15 protein-coding genes and 1 pseudogene are annotated in these 17,559 nt (G+C 49.5%); 9 read left to right on the forward strand and 7 right to left on the reverse strand.

All coding sequences use genetic code 11. The features are described 5' to 3' along the window. The 6 genes from ELR70_RS16320 to ELR70_RS16345 all read left to right on the forward strand — a co-directional run bounded on the left by ELR70_RS16320 (position 1) and on the right by ELR70_RS16345 (position 7,032). Positions 1 to 783, forward strand: coding sequence for an enoyl-CoA hydratase/isomerase family protein (locus tag ELR70_RS16320; RefSeq protein WP_054016867.1), 783 nt, complete (start codon positions 1 to 3; stop codon positions 781 to 783). Positions 784 to 793: 10 nt separating this feature from the next. Continuing rightward, positions 794 to 2,737: an acetyl/propionyl/methylcrotonyl-CoA carboxylase subunit alpha gene (locus tag ELR70_RS16325; RefSeq protein ID WP_054016866.1), complete on the forward strand. Its 1,944-nt coding sequence runs from the start codon at positions 794 to 796 to the stop codon at positions 2,735 to 2,737. Position 2,738: 1 nt separating this feature from the next. Continuing rightward, positions 2,739 to 3,647 carry a hydroxymethylglutaryl-CoA lyase gene (locus tag ELR70_RS16330; protein WP_054016865.1) on the forward strand — a complete coding sequence of 303 codons (909 nt, stop codon included), beginning with the start codon at positions 2,739 to 2,741 and terminating at the stop codon, positions 3,645 to 3,647. Between the two features lie 35 nt (positions 3,648 to 3,682). Beyond that, positions 3,683 to 4,381 (forward strand): CoA transferase subunit A, encoded by a 699-nt coding sequence (locus tag ELR70_RS16335; protein ID WP_054016864.1) that lies wholly within the window; start codon positions 3,683 to 3,685, stop codon positions 4,379 to 4,381. A 10-nt stretch (positions 4,382 to 4,391) separates the two neighbouring features. Next, positions 4,392 to 5,054, forward strand: a complete 663-nt coding sequence (locus ELR70_RS16340) for a CoA transferase subunit B (RefSeq protein WP_010381523.1) — start codon at positions 4,392 to 4,394, stop codon at positions 5,052 to 5,054. 400 nt (positions 5,055 to 5,454) lie between these two features. Next, positions 5,455 to 7,032 carry a BCCT family transporter gene (locus ELR70_RS16345; RefSeq protein WP_054016863.1) on the forward strand — a complete coding sequence of 526 codons (1,578 nt, stop codon included), beginning with the start codon at positions 5,455 to 5,457 and terminating at the stop codon, positions 7,030 to 7,032. Positions 7,033 to 7,133: 101 nt separating this feature from the next. On the opposite strand, the gene ELR70_RS16350 is transcribed toward ELR70_RS16345, so the two are convergent. Beyond that, entirely contained in the window at positions 7,134 to 7,841 is a 708-nt protein-coding gene (locus ELR70_RS16350) for a 3'-5' exonuclease (protein ID WP_054016862.1), read from the reverse strand. Next, complete coding sequence (locus tag ELR70_RS16355; protein WP_054016907.1) at positions 7,841 to 9,736, reverse strand: DUF294 nucleotidyltransferase-like domain-containing protein; 1,896 nt, start codon at positions 9,734 to 9,736, stop codon at positions 7,841 to 7,843. The genes ELR70_RS16350 and ELR70_RS16355 overlap by 1 nt, the downstream gene beginning before the upstream one ends. Positions 9,737 to 10,069: 333 nt before the next feature. Between ELR70_RS16355 and htpX the strand changes: the two genes are divergently transcribed. After that, entirely contained in the window at positions 10,070 to 10,930 is an 861-nt protein-coding gene (gene htpX / locus ELR70_RS16360; protein WP_054016861.1) for a protease HtpX, read from the forward strand. Between the two features lie 79 nt (positions 10,931 to 11,009). On the opposite strand, the gene ELR70_RS16365 is transcribed toward htpX, so the two are convergent. Both ELR70_RS16365 and ELR70_RS16370 read right to left on the reverse strand, forming a co-directional pair. Further along, positions 11,010 to 11,654: a DUF2987 domain-containing protein gene (locus tag ELR70_RS16365; protein WP_235577134.1), complete on the reverse strand. Its 645-nt coding sequence runs from the start codon at positions 11,652 to 11,654 to the stop codon at positions 11,010 to 11,012. A 1-nt stretch (position 11,655) separates the two neighbouring features. Beyond that, positions 11,656 to 12,480 carry a glucosaminidase domain-containing protein gene (locus tag ELR70_RS16370; RefSeq protein WP_054016905.1) on the reverse strand — a complete coding sequence of 275 codons (825 nt, stop codon included), beginning with the start codon at positions 12,478 to 12,480 and terminating at the stop codon, positions 11,656 to 11,658. A gap of 301 nt (positions 12,481 to 12,781) precedes the next feature. On the opposite strand from ELR70_RS16370, the pseudogene ELR70_RS16375 reads away from it, so the two are divergent. Then, positions 12,782 to 14,109: pseudogene (locus tag ELR70_RS16375) on the forward strand (anti-phage deoxyguanosine triphosphatase). Between the two features lie 51 nt (positions 14,110 to 14,160). On the opposite strand, the gene ELR70_RS16380 reads toward ELR70_RS16375, so the two are convergent. Then, on the reverse strand, positions 14,161 to 15,231 hold the full coding sequence (locus tag ELR70_RS16380) for a hypothetical protein (protein ID WP_054016859.1): 1,071 nt from the start codon (positions 15,229 to 15,231) through the stop codon (positions 14,161 to 14,163). Positions 15,232 to 15,403: 172 nt separating this feature from the next. Between ELR70_RS16380 and ELR70_RS16385 the strand changes: the two genes are divergently transcribed. Further along, positions 15,404 to 15,649, forward strand: coding sequence for a hypothetical protein (locus ELR70_RS16385; RefSeq protein WP_054016858.1), 246 nt, complete (start codon positions 15,404 to 15,406; stop codon positions 15,647 to 15,649). Between the two features lie 41 nt (positions 15,650 to 15,690). Here the strand turns inward: ELR70_RS16385 and ELR70_RS16390 are convergent, their stop codons facing one another. Then, entirely contained in the window at positions 15,691 to 16,827 is a 1,137-nt protein-coding gene (locus ELR70_RS16390; protein ID WP_054016857.1) for an ABC transporter permease, read from the reverse strand. After that, positions 16,824 to 17,558 carry an ATP-binding cassette domain-containing protein gene (locus ELR70_RS16395; protein WP_054016856.1) on the reverse strand — a complete coding sequence of 245 codons (735 nt, stop codon included), beginning with the start codon at positions 17,556 to 17,558 and terminating at the stop codon, positions 16,824 to 16,826. Before ELR70_RS16395 ends, ELR70_RS16390 begins: the two co-directional genes overlap by 4 nt. Position 17,559: the final 1 nt, after the last annotated feature.

Consider the following 17,559-nt stretch of genomic DNA (forward strand, 5'->3'; position numbering starts at 1 on the left):
ATGTCAGTAACCTTAAATATCACCAAGAGCAAAGTCGCCATTTTGGAGCTTAGCCGCCCGGAAAAACACAATGCCTTCAATGCAGAAGTCATTGCCGAACTGATAAAAAGTATTGAATACGCAAACGAGCTGGACATTCGTGCGCTGGTTTTAAAAACCAATGGCAAGCACTTCTCTGCAGGCGCAGACCTGGCGTGGATGAAATCCATGGCCGGCAATAACTACGACGAAAATGTGGCTGATTCTATGGAGCTGGCCAAACTAATGAAAGTGCTGGCAAGTAGCCCGCACCCAACGGTTTGTCTGGTTCAAGGCGCTGCATTTGGTGGTGCACTGGGCCTCATCGCCTGCTGTGACATCGCAGTTGCGACCCCGGATGCCAAATTCTGTCTGAGCGAAGTCAAGCTGGGGCTTATCCCCGCTGTGATCAGCCCCTATGTGATCCGCGCCATTGGCGAGCGCCAGGCGCGTCGCTATTTCCTCAGTGCTGAGATCTTTACTGCAGACAAAGCACTGAGCATGGGCCTTATTCACGAAATCGCCGAAGACTTAGCCGGTGCCGAATCTCACTTTATTGAAACCCTGCTGAACAATGGTCCGGTGGCGGTCAAAAGTGCCAAGGCGCTGATAGACGAAGTGGCTGGCCATGCCATTGATGACACACTGATTGCACACACCGCAAAACGGATCGCAGAGATCCGCGTTAGCGAAGAAGGACAGGAAGGCCTGAGCGCCTTTTTCGACAAACGTGCCCCCGGCTGGCAAAACGCGGCCAGCAAGTAAGGAGTACACTATGTTAAAGAAAATTCTGATAGCCAACCGTGGCGAAATCGCCTGTCGCGTCATGCGCAGCGCCAAGCGCCTGGGCCTGAGCACTGTGGCGGTTTACTCCGATGCTGACGCCAATGCCATGCACGTACAACAGGCGGATGAAGCCTATCACATAGGTCCGGCACCAAGTAAAGATTCCTACCTGGTTGCTGAACGCATTCTGGACGTTGCTAAGCGTGCCGGTGCGGATTGTATCCATCCGGGCTATGGATTCTTGTCCGAAAACGAAGACTTTGCCCACGCCTGTGAGCAGGCCAATATTGCCTTTATTGGTCCGCTGGCCAGCTCGATTGAAGCCATGGGGTCTAAAACCCGCGCCAAAGAGATCATGGCCGAGGCCAATGTGCCTTTAGTGCCCGGCTATTACGGCAAGCAACAGGATACTGATTTTCTGGCTCAGGAAGCCGAGAAAGTGGGCTACCCGGTACTGATTAAAGCCGCTTACGGTGGTGGCGGTAAAGGCATGCGCGTAGTGCGCGAAGCGAGCGAATTCATCAGCGCCCTTGAAGGCGCTAAGCGTGAGGCCGCAGCCAGCTTCGGTAACGACCTGGTGCTGCTGGAGCGTTTTGTCGATAAGCCGCGCCATGTTGAAGTACAAGTGTTTGCCGACAGCCATGGTAACTGTGTTTATCTGGGCGACCGCGATTGCTCATTACAGCGTCGCCATCAAAAAGTCATTGAAGAAGCCCCTGCCCCGGATCTCAGTGCAGAGCTGCGTCGCGAAATGGGTGAAGCCGCCGTACGCTGCGCTCAGGCTATCAACTACCGCGGTGCCGGTACCGTTGAGTTCTTGCTGTGTGGTGACGAGTTCTTCTTCATGGAAATGAACACGCGTTTACAGGTAGAACACCCGGTGACAGAAATGGTTACCGATCAGGACTTAGTTGAATGGCAAATTCGCGTCGCCAATAATGAAGTGCTTCCACTGACCCAGGATGAGATCCGTCTCAGCGGCCACAGCTTCGAAGCACGCATATATGCCGAAGATCCGCAGGAAAACTTTATGCCCTGCTCGGGCGTCTTGTCGCACCTGGGTTTCCCCGCAGCGAAAGACGGTGTGCGCATTGACACTGGCGTACAGCAAGGTGACGAGATTAGCCCGTTTTATGACCCGATGATCGCTAAGCTGATTGTGCACGGTCGCGACCGTCGTACTGCACTCTTAAAATTGCGCAGCGCGCTGGCTGAAGTGCATCTGGCTGGTCTGAAGAGTAATATCGCTTTCTTGCATCATCTGGCAGGCCATCCTGCATTCAGTACCACAGCACCCGATACCCACTTTATTGACACACAAACAGAGACGCTGACAGCCTCGCAAGCACCAGACGATCTGTTGGTTTGTCTGGCCAGTGCGGCCTATCTGGCGCATCAGCAGGCAGAGAAAGTCACCTCGCCGTGGCAGCTGTCGGGCTTTAAGCTCAATCAGCCGCGTCGTCAGGTACTGCCATTTGCCGACCACCTGGTGATAGCCGAAGCCAGTGGCAATCAGTGGCAGGTATTTTATCAGGACCTCGACCATACGATGGATGTACGTCTGGATGGTCACAGCCTGGTCGCCAACCTGGATGGCAAGCGTTTGCTGGCAGATGTGGTGATCACCGAAGAGCAAATCACAGTTATGTTTGGCCCTTATCAGTTTGATGTGGCGCTTAAATCTAAGCACTATGTCAGCGAGCACGAACATCAGGAAGCACCATTGGCTGCGCCACTGAACGGCACGGTTGTGAAACACCTGCAAAGCGTTGGCGCTCAGTTGAACAAAGGCGATCCTGTGGTTGTCATCGAGGCCATGAAAATGGAATACACGCTGAATGCACCGTTTGATGGCACGCTCACCAGCTATTGTTTCGACGAAGGCGAGCTAGTCAGCCACGGCGCAATGCTTGCGATTGTTGAGGAGGCCTGAAATGGCAAACTACCCAGCACAGGTCAAAATAGTTGAAGTTGGTGCACGTGATGGCCTGCAAAATGAGTCCAGTGTATCGACCGGCGCGAAAATTGCGCTGGTCAATGCACTGGCTGACGCCGGTTTGAAACACATTGAGGCCGGGGCATTTGTCTCGCCAAAATGGGTGCCGCAAATGGCCGACTCCAGTGACGTCATTCAGGGCTTTGTGCGTCGTGATGGTGTAGAGATCAGCGCTCTTACGCCAAACCTCAAAGGTGCCGAGCTGGCGCTGACCAACGAGGTCGACGAGTTTGCGATTTTTACCGCTGCGAGTGAAGCCTTTACACAAAAGAACATCAACTGCTCCATTGAAGAGAGTATTGAACGCTTCCGCCCGGTGGTTGAGCTTGCACAAAAAAACAACATCAAAGTCAGGGGCTACGTAAGCTGTGTGGTTGGCTGCCCGTATCAGGGAGAGGTCGAACCAGAGCAGGTTCTGGCGGTGTGTAAACAATTATTGGCATTGGGCTGCTACGAGATCAGTCTTGGCGATACCATAGGTGTGGGCACAGCCAATCAGGTCAGGCAGCTGCTAACGTTATTACTGTCACATATCCCTGCCGAGCGCCTTGCCGTGCACTTTCATGATACCTATGGCCAAGCTTTGACAAACATACATACCGCACTGGAAATGGGCATTGCCACCATAGATTCAGCCGTTGCCGGACTGGGTGGTTGTCCCTATGCTAAGGGCGCGTCAGGAAATGTTGCCACTGAGGATGTTGTTTACTTGCTGCAAGGGCTTGGCATCGATAGTGGAATTGATTTAGAAAGGCTTGCAAAAGCGGGCTGGCAGATTTGTGAGGCGCTGGATAAGGCACCAGTAAGCAAGGTGTCTCTGGCGCTGAAAAACAGCTGTCAGTCATAACAACTGAACAACAACGAACAACTAGGAGTGGGCTAATGGCCGGTTTCGATAAAGTAGTTTCAAGCTATGAAGCAGCAATGGAGGGCCTGAAAGATGGCGATACCATTATTGCAGGTGGCTTTGGATTATGTGGAATTCCAGAAGGGTTAATTGCAGAAATCAAGCGCAAACAAACCAAAGAGCTGACTGTGGTGTCGAACAACTGTGGTGTCGACGACTTTGGTCTGGGTATTTTGCTCCATGATCGTCAAATCAAAAAGATTATTGCTTCTTACGTGGGTGAAAATGCCCTGTTCGAGCAACAGTTGTTAGACGGTATTATCGACGTTGAATTGACCCCTCAGGGTACTTTGGCAGAGAAAATGCGCGCAGGCGGTGCAGGTATCCCGGGTTTTTATACCGCGACCGGCTATGGCACTCCGATTGCCGAGGGCAAAGAAGTCAAAGAATTCGATGGTCGCCCTTACATTCTAGAAGAGTCTATTACTGGCGAATTCGCCATCGTTAAAGCCTGGAAAGCTGACCGCTATGGCAATCTGGTATTTCGCCACACCGCGATGAACTTTAACCCAATGGCTGCAACGGCAGGTAAAATTACCGTTGCTGAGGTAGAAGAAATCGTAGAGCCAGGCGAACTGGAGCCAAGTGAGATCCACACTCCGGGGATCTATGTTAATCGCGTTATTCAGGGCAACTTTGAAAAACGCATCGAACGTGTCACAACTCGTAAGTAAGGAGATCACCATGGCTTTAACTCGTGAACAAATTGCAATGCGCGTGGCGCAAGAACTTCAGGATGGTTATTACGTAAACCTGGGTATCGGTATTCCAACTCTGGTCGCCAACTACGTGCCTCAGGGTATCGAAGTCATGCTGCAGTCCGAAAACGGTCTGCTTGGCATGGGTCCATACCCAACGGAAGACCAGGTCGACGCAGATATGATCAATGCGGGTAAAGAAACCGTGACAGCAGCCACAGGTGCGGCTATTTTTAATAGTGCCGAAAGCTTTGCCATGATCCGGGGTGGTCATGTAGACTTGACGGTATTAGGTGCATTTGAAGTGGATCAAAACGGTAATATTGCCTCGTGGATGATCCCGAAGAAGTTAATCAAAGGCATGGGTGGTGCAATGGACTTGGTTGCTGGCGCACAGAATATCGTGGTAACCATGACCCATGCCAGCAAGCACGGCGATTCAAAGTTACTGGAGTCTTGTACTCTGCCGCTCACCGGCGTGAACTGTGTGAAAAAAATCGTCACAGATTTAGCGGTGCTTGAAGTAAAAGATGGCGCGTTCCATTTGCTAGAGCGCGCACCGGGTGTTAGTGTAGACGAAATTATCAGCAAAACTGCAGGTAAGCTTATTGTAAATGGCGACATTCCTGAAATGCAGTTTGCCAGCTAAACAAGCACGGTCTGACACTATAATACCAACTATGTACCGACCTCATTCCCAGTGCCAAAGGCGCTGAGTTACCCAAAATCCCTCGCAAGAGGGATTTTTTTTGCCTGTTTGTTCCTAACTGGTGTGATTTTATTCAGTTAATAGCCCATTCATTTACTTTTATATTCTAGCGCTTACACTTATAAACTAAGACTTTTACGGCAAGGTGGTAAAAATACCCCGTTTTGGTTGGTTTATCTTAATTACATCGAAACGTCTTTTAACCACAGAGACGATCGTAATGGCCTGACATAAGTGGGTCCATTACCGCTGTAACTAACATAAACCCATCGCATGCAGTTTGCATCAAAGCCGGGTGTAATACCAATTTGCCATTTCATTTCTCAACTATGAGGTAACAATGGCAGACAATCACGATAAGTATAGTATCGATAATACTGACTATACCGTGGGCCAGGACAACGTACAAAAATGGGGGTTTGATGTTCACAACCCGGTTTTTGGCGTGAGTGCAGGCCTGATCTTATTATTTCTTATTGCAATCTTAGTAAGCGATGCAGAGTCAGCAAAGGCAACACTGGATGGCCTGAAGTGGAAAATCATCGGCGCATTCGATGCCGTCTTTATGTGGTCGGGTAACTTCTTTGTGCTGTTTTGCCTGGCGCTGGTGCTCTCTCCCTATGGCAAAATCCGCCTTGGTGGCGACGCGGCCAAACCTCAGTACACCACCCTCTCCTGGCTGGCCATGCTGTTCGCCGCAGGTATGGGTATAGGGCTGATGTTTTGGGGCGTTGCCGAACCGGTAGCCTACTACACTGGCTGGTTCAAAACCCCGCTGAATGTCGTACCCAATACGCCTGAAGCTGCGGAAATGGCCATGGGCGCCACTATGTACCATTGGGGCTTGCACCCCTGGGCGATTTACGCCGTTGTCGCGCTCTCTCTGGCTTTCTTTGCTTATAATAAAGGGCTACCGCTGTCTATCCGTTCTATTTTCTATCCGCTATTAGGTGACAGAGCCTGGGGCTGGCCCGGGCACGTTATCGATATTCTGGCAGTGCTGGCCACCTTGTTTGGTCTTGCCACTTCGCTAGGCCTTGGCGCACAGCAAGCCAGTGCCGGGATCCAACATGTGTTTGGTATTGAAGCAGGTCTCGGGCTGCAGATTATGGTGATAGCGGGTGTTACTTTGCTGGCCATTATTTCTGTGGTGCGGGGCATTGAGGGCGGTGTTAAGGTGCTCAGTAACACCAATATGTTGATCGCCTTTGCCTTGCTATTGTTTGTCATGTTGGCCGGCTTTGCGGTCGCGCTCGGCAATGTTCCCACCACCATAATGGCCTATGTGGAGAACATCATTCCACTGAGTAACCCGCACGGGCGTGACGATGAAGCCTGGTTCCAGGGCTGGACTGTATTTTACTGGGCCTGGTGGATCTCCTGGTCACCGTTTGTCGGTATGTTCATTGCCCGAGTCTCTGAAGGCCGTACCATTCGTGAGTTTATCATTGCTGTGCTGCTGATCCCCACTTTAGTCACTACCTTGTGGATGTCGGTATACGGCGGTATCGCCATTGACCAGGTGAAAGCTGGTGTTGGGGCACTCGGTGAGAATGGCCTGACTCAGGTGCCGCTGGCCATGTTTGAAATGTTTGAGCAGCTGCCATTGGGCGATCTGTTATCATTTGTCGCTATTGTTTTGGTACTGGTGTTCTTTATCACCTCGTCGGACTCAGGCTCTTTAGTGATAGACAGTATTACGGCCGGCGGTAAAATTGATGCCCCTATCCCACAACGGGTGTTCTGGGCCACGGTAGAGGGCGCTATCGCTGCGGCGCTATTATGGATCGGCGGTACAGAAGCAATACAAGCACTTCAGGCCGGCGCTATTTCAACTGGTCTGCCATTTACTGTGGTACTCCTGCTGATGTGCCTGAGTCTTATCCTGGGTTTGCGTACAGAAAAAGCCAGCACGTAAACAGTTGAGTGACCAGCTGTACAGAGTACATCCTAAAATGGCATGTTTAATAACATGCCATTTTTCTTTGTTGTGGTCACAGACTCAACCCCGGGGGATAACTATACCCACAGCGATTTTATTTCTGTGTTTTGTGTGTAATGATGTTGCAGCTGAACCTGTAATAGCTCAGCAGTCGCCAGTGCATCACTCAGCGCATGGTGGGCAATATAATATGGCAAACCATATCGTTTTCGGCTATCAGCCAGACGAATAGAAGAAATAGGCTGGCGCGTGAAGCGTTGCCAGAACGTTTGCCGGGCAGTTTCAACCTGGTGTTCGATCATCATGGTGTCAATCAATGGAAACTCTATCCCTTCTCCCAGTCGTTGTATCAAAGTCTGATTAAAAAACAGCCGTTCAATATGGCGATAATGTACCACAATCACTCTACCAGCAAGGCAAGCAAGCAGCTCTTCAAGGATGTCTTCAAGATCAGGAGCATCACTGACCTGCGAGTGGGTGATTTGATGTACCACTACAGATTCACTATGCAGTGGCGTAGCAGGTTTTATGATCCAGTGTTTTGCATCACGACAATAAATTCTTCGCGCATCGAATGGCACCAGGCCGACACTGACAATATCATCCGTTTCATGATCCAATCCGGTGGTCTCAAAATCCAGTGCCACAAAGTGCGCTTGTGACACCGGTGTTTCAGGTGCCTGCACGCCTGCGTTGTAAAACGCTCTGAGGCGCTCATCATTACACTGGCGGGCCAAATGTGCGAAGCGGTTTGGCCAGGATAAAATGTCACCTTGTACTGCCATTATTTTAGCATCGCTTTATTCTGGTAGCGGATCTTAAGATAGCTCTGCGCTTTGTCCAGTACCGCAAATGCTTCTTTCAGGTTTCGCTGTTCAAACTCTGACAGCCGCTTAGGTAAAATATTATTATCCGGCTGCTTTCCCTGCTCTATTTGCCGTGCCTGGTGGCGGATCCGGATCATCGCAATGTATTCAAGCGCGGCTTCAAGATCTTCGACTTTTCCCGGCGGCAACAACTGGGCGTCTTTTATGTCTTCCAGCCGCTCAAACGAATTTTGCTTACGCGAGCCGATAGCCAGGGCATGCACACGCACCAAATCGGACAGCGGCGCGGTACCACGACGCTTAATATTCAGCGAGTGCTTGTGTTCACCATCCTGCTCGAGCACAAAATCCTTAAAAAAGCCCAGCGGCGGTGTTCTGCGCAATGAGTTGCTGGCCATAGCAGCTAAAAAACGCGGCGTGTTCTTTGCTTTTTTTGCCACCAATTCACTCAGGCGACTGGCAAGTTGGGTGCGACCATACACCCCGTCCAGGTCAAAAAAGATTGAGCTATGCAGCAGGGCTTCGGGCTTGGGGTTATCCATCCAGTCTTCAAACTGAGCCTGCCAGTCACTCGCACTCAAGCGCCACTGCGGATTGGTTGCCATAATGCCACCATCACATAACTTGTAACCACATTGTGCCAGAGCGTCGCAGACAAACTTGGCCAGCGCTGCAAAGTAGCTGTCATGTTTATCCGCCTCATACGTATCATCCAGGATCAGCGCATTGTCCTGATCGGTCACGATAAGCTGCTCATCCCGTGCCATCGAGCCCAATGCAATAAAGCAATAAGGCACGGGGGGCTCACCCAATTTGTCCTCGGCCAGTTCCAGTAACCGCTGTTTAATAGTGCGGCCAATCACAGACATCGCCGTGCCCACCATGTGTGAATTAGCGTCTTCATTAACCAAACGCACAAACACACTCGACAACGACTGAGCATAGTGCGCTACGTCCTCCACACTTTGTTGCTCCATGATCCCTTTGACAAACAATAAGCTGCTCTGCGACTCGTAACGTAAGATGTCCGACAAGGCAATCACACCGATAGGCCGACGTTTATGAACCACAGGCAGATGATGCAGGTTGTCTCTGAGCATCATCATCATGGCCTCAAAGACATACGCATTAGAATCGACTATGGTGAGCTCCCGGGTCATGATATTGGCGACAGGTTGATTTGTGTTTAAACCTTGCGCCACGACTTTAATGCGCAAGTCTTTATCGCTCAGGATCCCCACAATTTGACCGTCATCATCTTCGGGATCATCGTTGACCGGTTTACTCGGATCGTAAATCAACAAGGCTGAAACTTGTTCTTCGGTCATCAGTCTCGCGGCATCACGGATGGTACAGGTCAGCTCAACCGACACCAGCTCTCTGAGCAACAACGTTTTGACTTTGGCCGTGGTCAGGTCGTTGTTGTCTGCCTGATCTGACACGGCCTGGAGCAGTCCACCGCTGTCGTCGGCCTCAAAAAAGTCGGCAAATGCCTCATGCTCGTCACAAAATGCTTCAAACAGGGTCACGGGAATGCAGTACACTAAGGTGTCTTCCAGGGCCATTACCGGAAAGCGCACCTTGCGGTTCATCAACAGACCACGCTGACCAAACAGCCCGCCTTCTGAAATTCGGTTATACAGCTCACCATTTCTGCGGTAAACCTCCACGGATCCGGCCCGTACCACATACAAGTTTGAGATTGACTCCCCGTAGTGCAGTATTTCGCTACGAGCACGGTAGTAGCCAACCTCAACCTCAGAAGCAAGCTGCTTAAGTGCGTGCTCGGGTAAATCATTAAATGGGGGATGTGCAGACAAAAACTGCATGATCTCAAAATGTTCTATTTGCATAATGACCGTTATATGACCCTGATAATTACTATTGTGGGTAATTGCGCAGATGAACGCAAGGAAGGCACCCACTCACGGTACCCTGTGCATATTTTGTCACACTAATTTTTTACTCTGTGACTTGTAATTATGGTGATTTACCTTCATATACAAAGCGTGCTTTGGAAGCTAAAAATACTGCAACTAAACCTATGGTAACACGCCTTGCTGAAGGAAATGGATCCCACCTGGCGCGTGTAGGCAAACGTATGCAAGTAACATAGCCCACTTTGTACAAGCTGATCCCAGTTTGTGGGCTGCAAACAATAAGTTGAGTATAAGCTTGAGGTTAAAATGAAACGAATCGTGCTATTTTTGATCACCAACCTGGCAGTCATGCTGGTGCTGGGGATTGTTCTGTCAATCGTCATGTCTGTGTTGGGTCTGTCAAACCGCAGTTATGGCGGCATGCTACTCATTGCCGGAGTGTTCGGCTTTGGTGGTGCGTTTATTTCGCTGTTTATGTCGAAATGGATCGCTAAGAAATCTACCGGGGCCTATGTCATTGAGCAACCCCGCAATGAAAGTGAGCACTGGCTGGTACAAACCGTTGCTAATCAGGCCAAACAAGTGGGTATTGAAATGCCCGAAGTGGCCATTTACGACAGTCCTGAAATCAATGCCTTTGCAACAGGCCCCAGCAAAAACAACAGCCTGGTTGCGGTCAGTACCGGGTTACTACACAATATGACTCAGGATGAAGCTGAAGCTGTGCTGGCACACGAGGTTTCTCACGTTGCCAACGGCGATATGGTCACGCTTACGCTCATTCAGGGCGTAGTGAATACCTTTGTGATCTTTATCGCTAAAGTATTGGCGAATCTGGTTGACGGCTTTCTTAACGGTGACGAAGAAAACAACGGTGTGAGCTGGACTTATATCATTTTCGATATGATTTTCCAGATCCTGTTTGGCATCCTGGCCTCGGTGATTGTTGCCTACTTCAGCCGTCAACGTGAGTTTGCTGCCGACAAAGGCGCAGCCGAGTTGGTAGGCGCACATAAAATGCGCGCAGCGTTGGAACGTCTGCGCCACAACCACGAGTCCCAGCTCGAAGGGTCTATGATGGCCTTTGGTATCGCATCGGGCAAGAGTTTGTCGGAGATGTTCGCTTCTCACCCCCCACTGGAGCAACGTATTCAGGCGCTACGTTAAATATAACGAGAAAAAAGGCTTCGCAATGCGAAGCCTTTTTTTATTGATTAAGCTGCCTATCAGATAACTGGTCAGCTAATTACTTTTCTATCCAGGGCGTCACCGAGACGACTTCACTCAGCGTATTAAAGCGTGCGGCATCATTCTCCCAGTCATCCATCACTTCAAAATGACAGACCTGCTTATCACAGCTGACCCCGGGTGATGACAGATTAGGCTCACTGGCAAACGTCACTTTTACTCCCTTTTGCTGTGGCAGTAAAAAACCCATCAGTTTGCTGACAAAGAAGCCGGACAAATCCGACAACAGCTCGTCAAACTCATGATGCAGCTGATACAAACGCTGCCTGGTCAGGTGCGCAGTAGTAAAGTACTCAGATTCAATCTGAAATTTGATCTGACAATCATGCTGAGCGTTGAGCGGCTTTGCAACAATCACAGCTTTGTCTTTGTCGAGCTTTTCACTAAACGGCAGTAACAGCTGAGCCTCTTGGGTATAATTGAGTGGCTGCTCACTGGTTTCGGTGACAATTTTACCTGACTTGAGCTGACAAGGTGCCAGTGATGCAATGTCTACCAGATAAAAATTTACCCGGGCAAATTCAAACTCACCCTTTTCAACTACCTTAAGACGGTCATAAAAGCCATCGTACGAAACCACAAACTCTTCTTGAGCCTGTGCGCCAGTTACAACCCCTGCCATACCCAGCAAAAGCGCTAACATCCTACTCTTCATCAAAATAAGCCTTGTTGTGTCTGATCATATCGTTAAGTTCTTCAATATAATGCACGCCCCGCTCCGAGTATGACAAGAGTCCTGCGGTCAACGCCGTGGCTTCAATAGGCTTTTTCTGCGCGCGCAACTGCGCACGCTTGGCCCTAAGCTCTTTATACGCATCATGTGTATTGATGTTTCTAAAATACGATTTGACCGACGCCCGCACCGACTGGAAGGCTGCTACTTCATGCACCGCTTCATCGTTACGGCGTTTTGGGATCACCCCACAGCCTTTGCGATAGCACCACTGACCAAAAAAGTTCAGGCCAATACGCGCAAACCGCGAGGTGCCCCAGGCCGACTCATTGGCCGCCTGCATTAACGCCAATTCTTTAGGGATAATATCTACCCTACGCAGTGCCCGTTTTAGGTTCTCAATGGAAATGGTGTCATCCTCTATCCTGTAGAGCTTAAACACCTGCTCGATCCTTTGTTGCTGAATATCACTGAGAGGCTCTTCAAACTGCAGCATCATCAGGGCAATTTCTATACTGGCACGTTGCTGTAAGATCAGCTCGTTTTCCGCCTCAACATGGGGCTTAATAAAATCAAAGAAACGTTTTTTCTTAGTTGCAATATCACGTATTTTGCCAAACTCCGGCAGCTTCACCTTGTGTAAAGGTTTTTCCACTTCCTTAACCTGAGGTTTCGTCACAACGACTTTTGGCTCGGGTGAGGGTTCTGGAGAAACTGGGGGCTTGACGATAAATGGATACAGGATCGCGAATATTGAAATCGCGGCAATAATAACTTTCACTAGTAAACGCATGATTCTCCTCACACTAGTACCAACTACCAAATCAAAGTGCTGAAAACACCCTTAAATTGGCGTAACTACGCAGGTTTTCTGAAAATCCCTAACAGAATGACCCTGCTGTACTTTGCTCTTTCATTTTCAAATTAGCGGATAATGATAACAAAACTTACCACTAAACGCGAATTTCTGCATTTCATCGTAACGATGGGGCTTTCCTCATTCCAATTTCGTTCAGAACTTTAATTTGGTTTTTTCGTTTATCCCCAGACACAGCAAAGATATACTGAGTATAGCTTAGCGTAATTGAAGGACACCTATGAGCCAGTCACCATGGCAGCAACGACAGCTGGACCAAAATAAGTACCGCCCTAACGACAATCGCTCAGCCTGGCAAATTGACCGTTCCAGGATCATTCATGCCGCGGCTTTTCGACGCCTGCAGTCAAAAACACAGATCATGAGTATAGGCGTCAACGATTTCTACCGCACTCGCTTAACGCACTCACTTGAAGTATCACAAATAGGAACTGGTTTACTGCGACACCTTAAAGCGCAACATCCTGACTTTGCCTGGTTTCCGTCTTCAAGTCTGATGGAAACCATTTGTCTGGCACATGATATTGGTCATCCTCCCTTTGGTCATGGCGGCGAAATCGCCCTCAACTACTTACTACGCGATCATGGCGGCTTTGAGGGCAACGCACAAACACTGCGGATAGTTACCAAATTGGAACCCTACTCCAAAGGGTACGGTATGAACCTCACTCGCCGAACTTTACTCGGCTTTATTAAGTACCCGGCAATCATCGATGAGTTAATGCTGGCCATTCCACACACCGACCCCAATCAGCGCTTTATTTACACCCAGCAATGGCTGCCTGCCAAAGGGATCTATCATTGTGACAAAGATGTCCTGGACTGGGTCCTGGCGCCGTTTAACCAGGATGACAAGAACTTGCTGCAAAGCCATGTACCAGTCAACGAATTTAAAGCGAAAACCCGCTTCAAGTCACTGGACAGTGCCATCATGGAATATGCAGATGACTTTGCCTATGCCGTACACGACCTGGAAGATGCCATTGCCACGGAGACTCTGAGTGAACGAGAATGGCAGCGTTATGCCCTCCCGAATTGCGAAAAATCTCCTCTCCTTGGCTGGACAAACACCTTGATAGTATCAGTGAACGCTTGTTCTCGCACGATGAGTCTCTGCGTAAAGACGTAATTGGCGAGCTGGTAAACCTGTTTATCGTCAACTGTGAACTCAGTATTCAGGACAGCAATTTCAACGACCCGTTACTGCACCACACCGTCAAGTTGTCTGATGAGTTTGAGGCCATTTTAGGTGTGCTCAAGCACTTTGTTTTTGCAAGGCTTATCCGCGACCCGAAAATGCAGCAAATCGAATTCAGCGGTCAAAATATGCTGATTGACCTGTTCGGGGCGTTTCAGAGCGATCCCCTGCGTTTACTGCCTCATACCACACAGGCTCAATACGCGCAGGCACAGGATGAGACGGCACAAATGCGCGTACTGGCAGACTATCTGTCGGGCATGACAGACGAATATGCACGGCGCTGTTACCAGCGTCTGTTCAGCAACAGTCCAATGCAAGCTCCAGTGAAAAACGGCCCGCATATGTGAGCCGTTTCTGCTGAACACCGCAGTATAAGGACCATGGACAGTTAAATATGCCTAGTCTGACAGTTTGCCGACCGGAGTATCACCAACAACCATCTGCGTTACCGGCGCACTTTGGCGCAGCGCAACAGTATTTGCCGCGGTATTACCCAGAAACACTGTCTGCGCGCCTTTCGTAAAACTATCATTGTGAATACACTGAGGCCGGATTGCCAATGCACTGCCATCATTCGGTACTTCAAATACCGTAAAATGGAACTGCTCCGTGGTTACTGTACGGTAGTATCCATCCTCGCGAGTATTATCAAGTCGGCGGCCAAGTAATATTCTGGACACTGTCGGCTCTTTGAACGCGGGATCGACCCCTGTTGCTGGTAACCAGATATGTGGAAAAGGGTGATGTTCGACAAACAATCCCCCCCCTTTAATTGGGCTGAATTCATATTCCGTGACGTACTCCGGGAGTTTTTGATCGTACTGAATACCCCATAAATCCTGGGTAAAACCCAAATCAAACATTTCACCCGGCTCAAGCAAGGTTCCACCATAATACGCTAACGTTTCGAGATATGTGTTGCGCTCCTGTTCTGCTGAACCAAACTGTAAGAGTGGAAACTTGAGTTCTACCAACTCTCCGGCACAGGTTGGGTTGAGAATAAGTTGCCCCGTACTGCCGAATACGTTAGAGGCGCCATCCAGTCCAGCAATACCTGCTCCATCAGTTGCCGCTGTCCAAAAGCCACTGACAGCAAGCGCGTTTTCAGCCTCAGGTGGTTTACCCGTGCGGTCATGATGATATTGGTTCAGTCGGGTGATCAAGTCGCCGTCAGGATTCAATGGTGCCCGCTCACTGGGTACCACCAGGTTATCGGCATTTGGGTCTAAATGCACAATGGTACCAGTACGAATTGGGCCAAACAGCCCGGTAGTCGTCTGCAGTAGTTGCTCATCAGCCTCACGATTAAGTACCGCCCCATTGAGAAACTCAAAATTGTTATTCAGATCTGCGTCAGATACACCTTGCCTGACAAATTTCCAGCGCTGCTCCTCCATCTGGCGTGTACGATATTCAGACAGTGTTTCTCCCCCTAAACCCCTGACTCTTTTTAGTGTGACGTGTGACATTTGCTTGCTCCTTAACTTGATTTGCTCTGCGCATGCGGACGCTTGATTGCCCCCCTTGGTCAGTAGAGTCTAAAAATGCCGTTTTTGCCATTACGGCTTATTACCTGAAGTAGATTGAGACAGAGGTGTATCTTTGCTAACGTACCTTTTTTATAGTAAAGGTGCACATAACATGAGAAATACAGTACCGGAAGCTTGGTATTTAGTGTTGTTGGTGGTTACTGTCGTGGTGGTGCCGTTTATTGTTGGTTTGTTGATCATGAAGATATACAGATACTTCAAGCCGTTCGAACAGGCTGATCAAGACAGCATTGGCCTTGCCCACCTGACTGAAAATCGAGACGGCTTTTTCAAAATATTTTTTGTCGGGTTAGTGGTCTGCCTGCCAGCGTTTTATCTTATATATCAAGCCGGTTAATGTTAGCCGGCTTGATATCATTACCAAACAGCCCGGGCGAGTTATAAACCAAACACCACTTTTTCACTTTTCAGCATTCTGCTACTCAGGTAAGTAAACAGCGCAAACAATGCCAGTGTAAAAACCGACGCCACGCCCAATGGCGCGTATGGCAGCGTATTGCCTTTGATAAGCTCAATCATGGCGTATTGTTGCGCAGCAATCGGCAACCACTGGATAGTTTCTGTCGCGATATCGTAACTGGTCATCATGCTCAGACCAACCGGAACCATGAGAACCATAGTGACGTATGACTGCGCCTCTTTAAAAGACTTGGCCATGAAGGAAACAAAAATCAGCATACTGGCCGACATGAGAGCAATTGGTATTCCGATGATCAAGCTCACCAGAATAAAACGAACATCCAGAGTAATGCTAAAGCCCAGCTGCTCCCAGGCCACCATGGCGTATGCGAACTTAGACACCACCAGTACCAGCGCTAACCCCAGGATGGAGAAAGCAGCAATCGCGGCAACTTTAGCCAATACAATCTGCATACTGCTTAACGGATGACTCAGCAGCAACGCCAGTGAATTACGTTCCCGCTCGCCCGCGCTGGTGTCTATGCCTAAATTCATTGCGGAGTAAAACACGGCAATAATGATGGACAAGGTCACGATGCCAAGAAACAATCCTCCTTTAGCATCCGGAGTAGCCTGGTCGTGTGTCTGTACATCCAGTGCGCGCATCAGGCCAGGATCGATACCGCGAGCGACCAGGCGCAGTCCCGCAACTTCGCTGTTATATCTCAATAACGCGGTTTCCAGTCTGCGCACGGATTTGATCAGCTTACTGTCTGACTTATCAGCAACAATCACCACAGTTGCACTACGGCCATTAGCCATGTCCTGCTGATAGTCCTCACTTATTTGCAGGCGAATGGGTTTAACATCGTCCTCGTCACTGTGACTAATTTCAGCGCTATCCAGATACTGAACCAGATTCGGAGCACGATCAGCACCTTCAATGGTAATTTTTAGTGCTTCAGGCGACGCCATTTGTTGCAACAAGATTGAGAACAGCAGGCACATTACGATAGGTGCACCAAACGCATAATACAAGCCAGCCATCACCGAACGTTTGTCACGATACGCATCTAGCAGCTCTTTTTTGAAGAGAATATTTACCTGTCTCATCATGCCGCAATCCCCTCATCGCTGCCTATCAGTACGATAAACGCCTCTTCCAGGCTCGCCTTACCTGTCTGCTCACAAAGCTGGTCCGGTGTGCCCTGAGCAACCACTTTACCTTTAGCCATCACCACTACATGGTCGCACAATGCGGCTACTTCCTGCATTACATGGCTTGAAAACAGCACACAATGGCCCTGTTCCTTAAGCATCAGTAACAGCTCCCTGAGTACGCGGGTACTCATTACGTCCAGACCGCGAGTAGGCTCATCAAGAATGATGTTGCGTGGCTGATGCACGATTGCCTGAGCCAGTGCTGTTTTCATTCGCTGACCCTGAGAAAATCCCTGGCAGCGCCTGTCGGCAATGTCGGTCATTTTCAGCTGTTCAATAACGCGTTGAGTCGCCGCTTTTGACGTGGTTTTCGTCATGCCACTCAGCTGCGCATAAAACTCAATATATTCTCTGGGTGTCAGGCGTTCATAAAGACCGCATGGGTCCGGAAACAAACCCAACTGCTGTTTTGCAGCCATCGGATCTTCGTGAACCTTTATTCCATCGATCTCAGCGTACCCGTCGTCAGCTTGCAGCAAACCAAACACGGTTCTCAGACAGGTTGTTTTACCTGCCCCGTTTGGACCCAGCAATCCGGTGATATGGCCGTTTTCGGCACTAAAGCTCAGGCCATCCATCGCGTTCACTGAGGCGATTTGTTTCTTAAGATTGTATACTTTGATCATG

The sequence above is a fragment of the Pseudoalteromonas sp. R3 genome, assembly GCF_004014715.1.
In the GTDB taxonomy this organism is placed as follows: domain Bacteria; phylum Pseudomonadota; class Gammaproteobacteria; order Enterobacterales; family Alteromonadaceae; genus Pseudoalteromonas.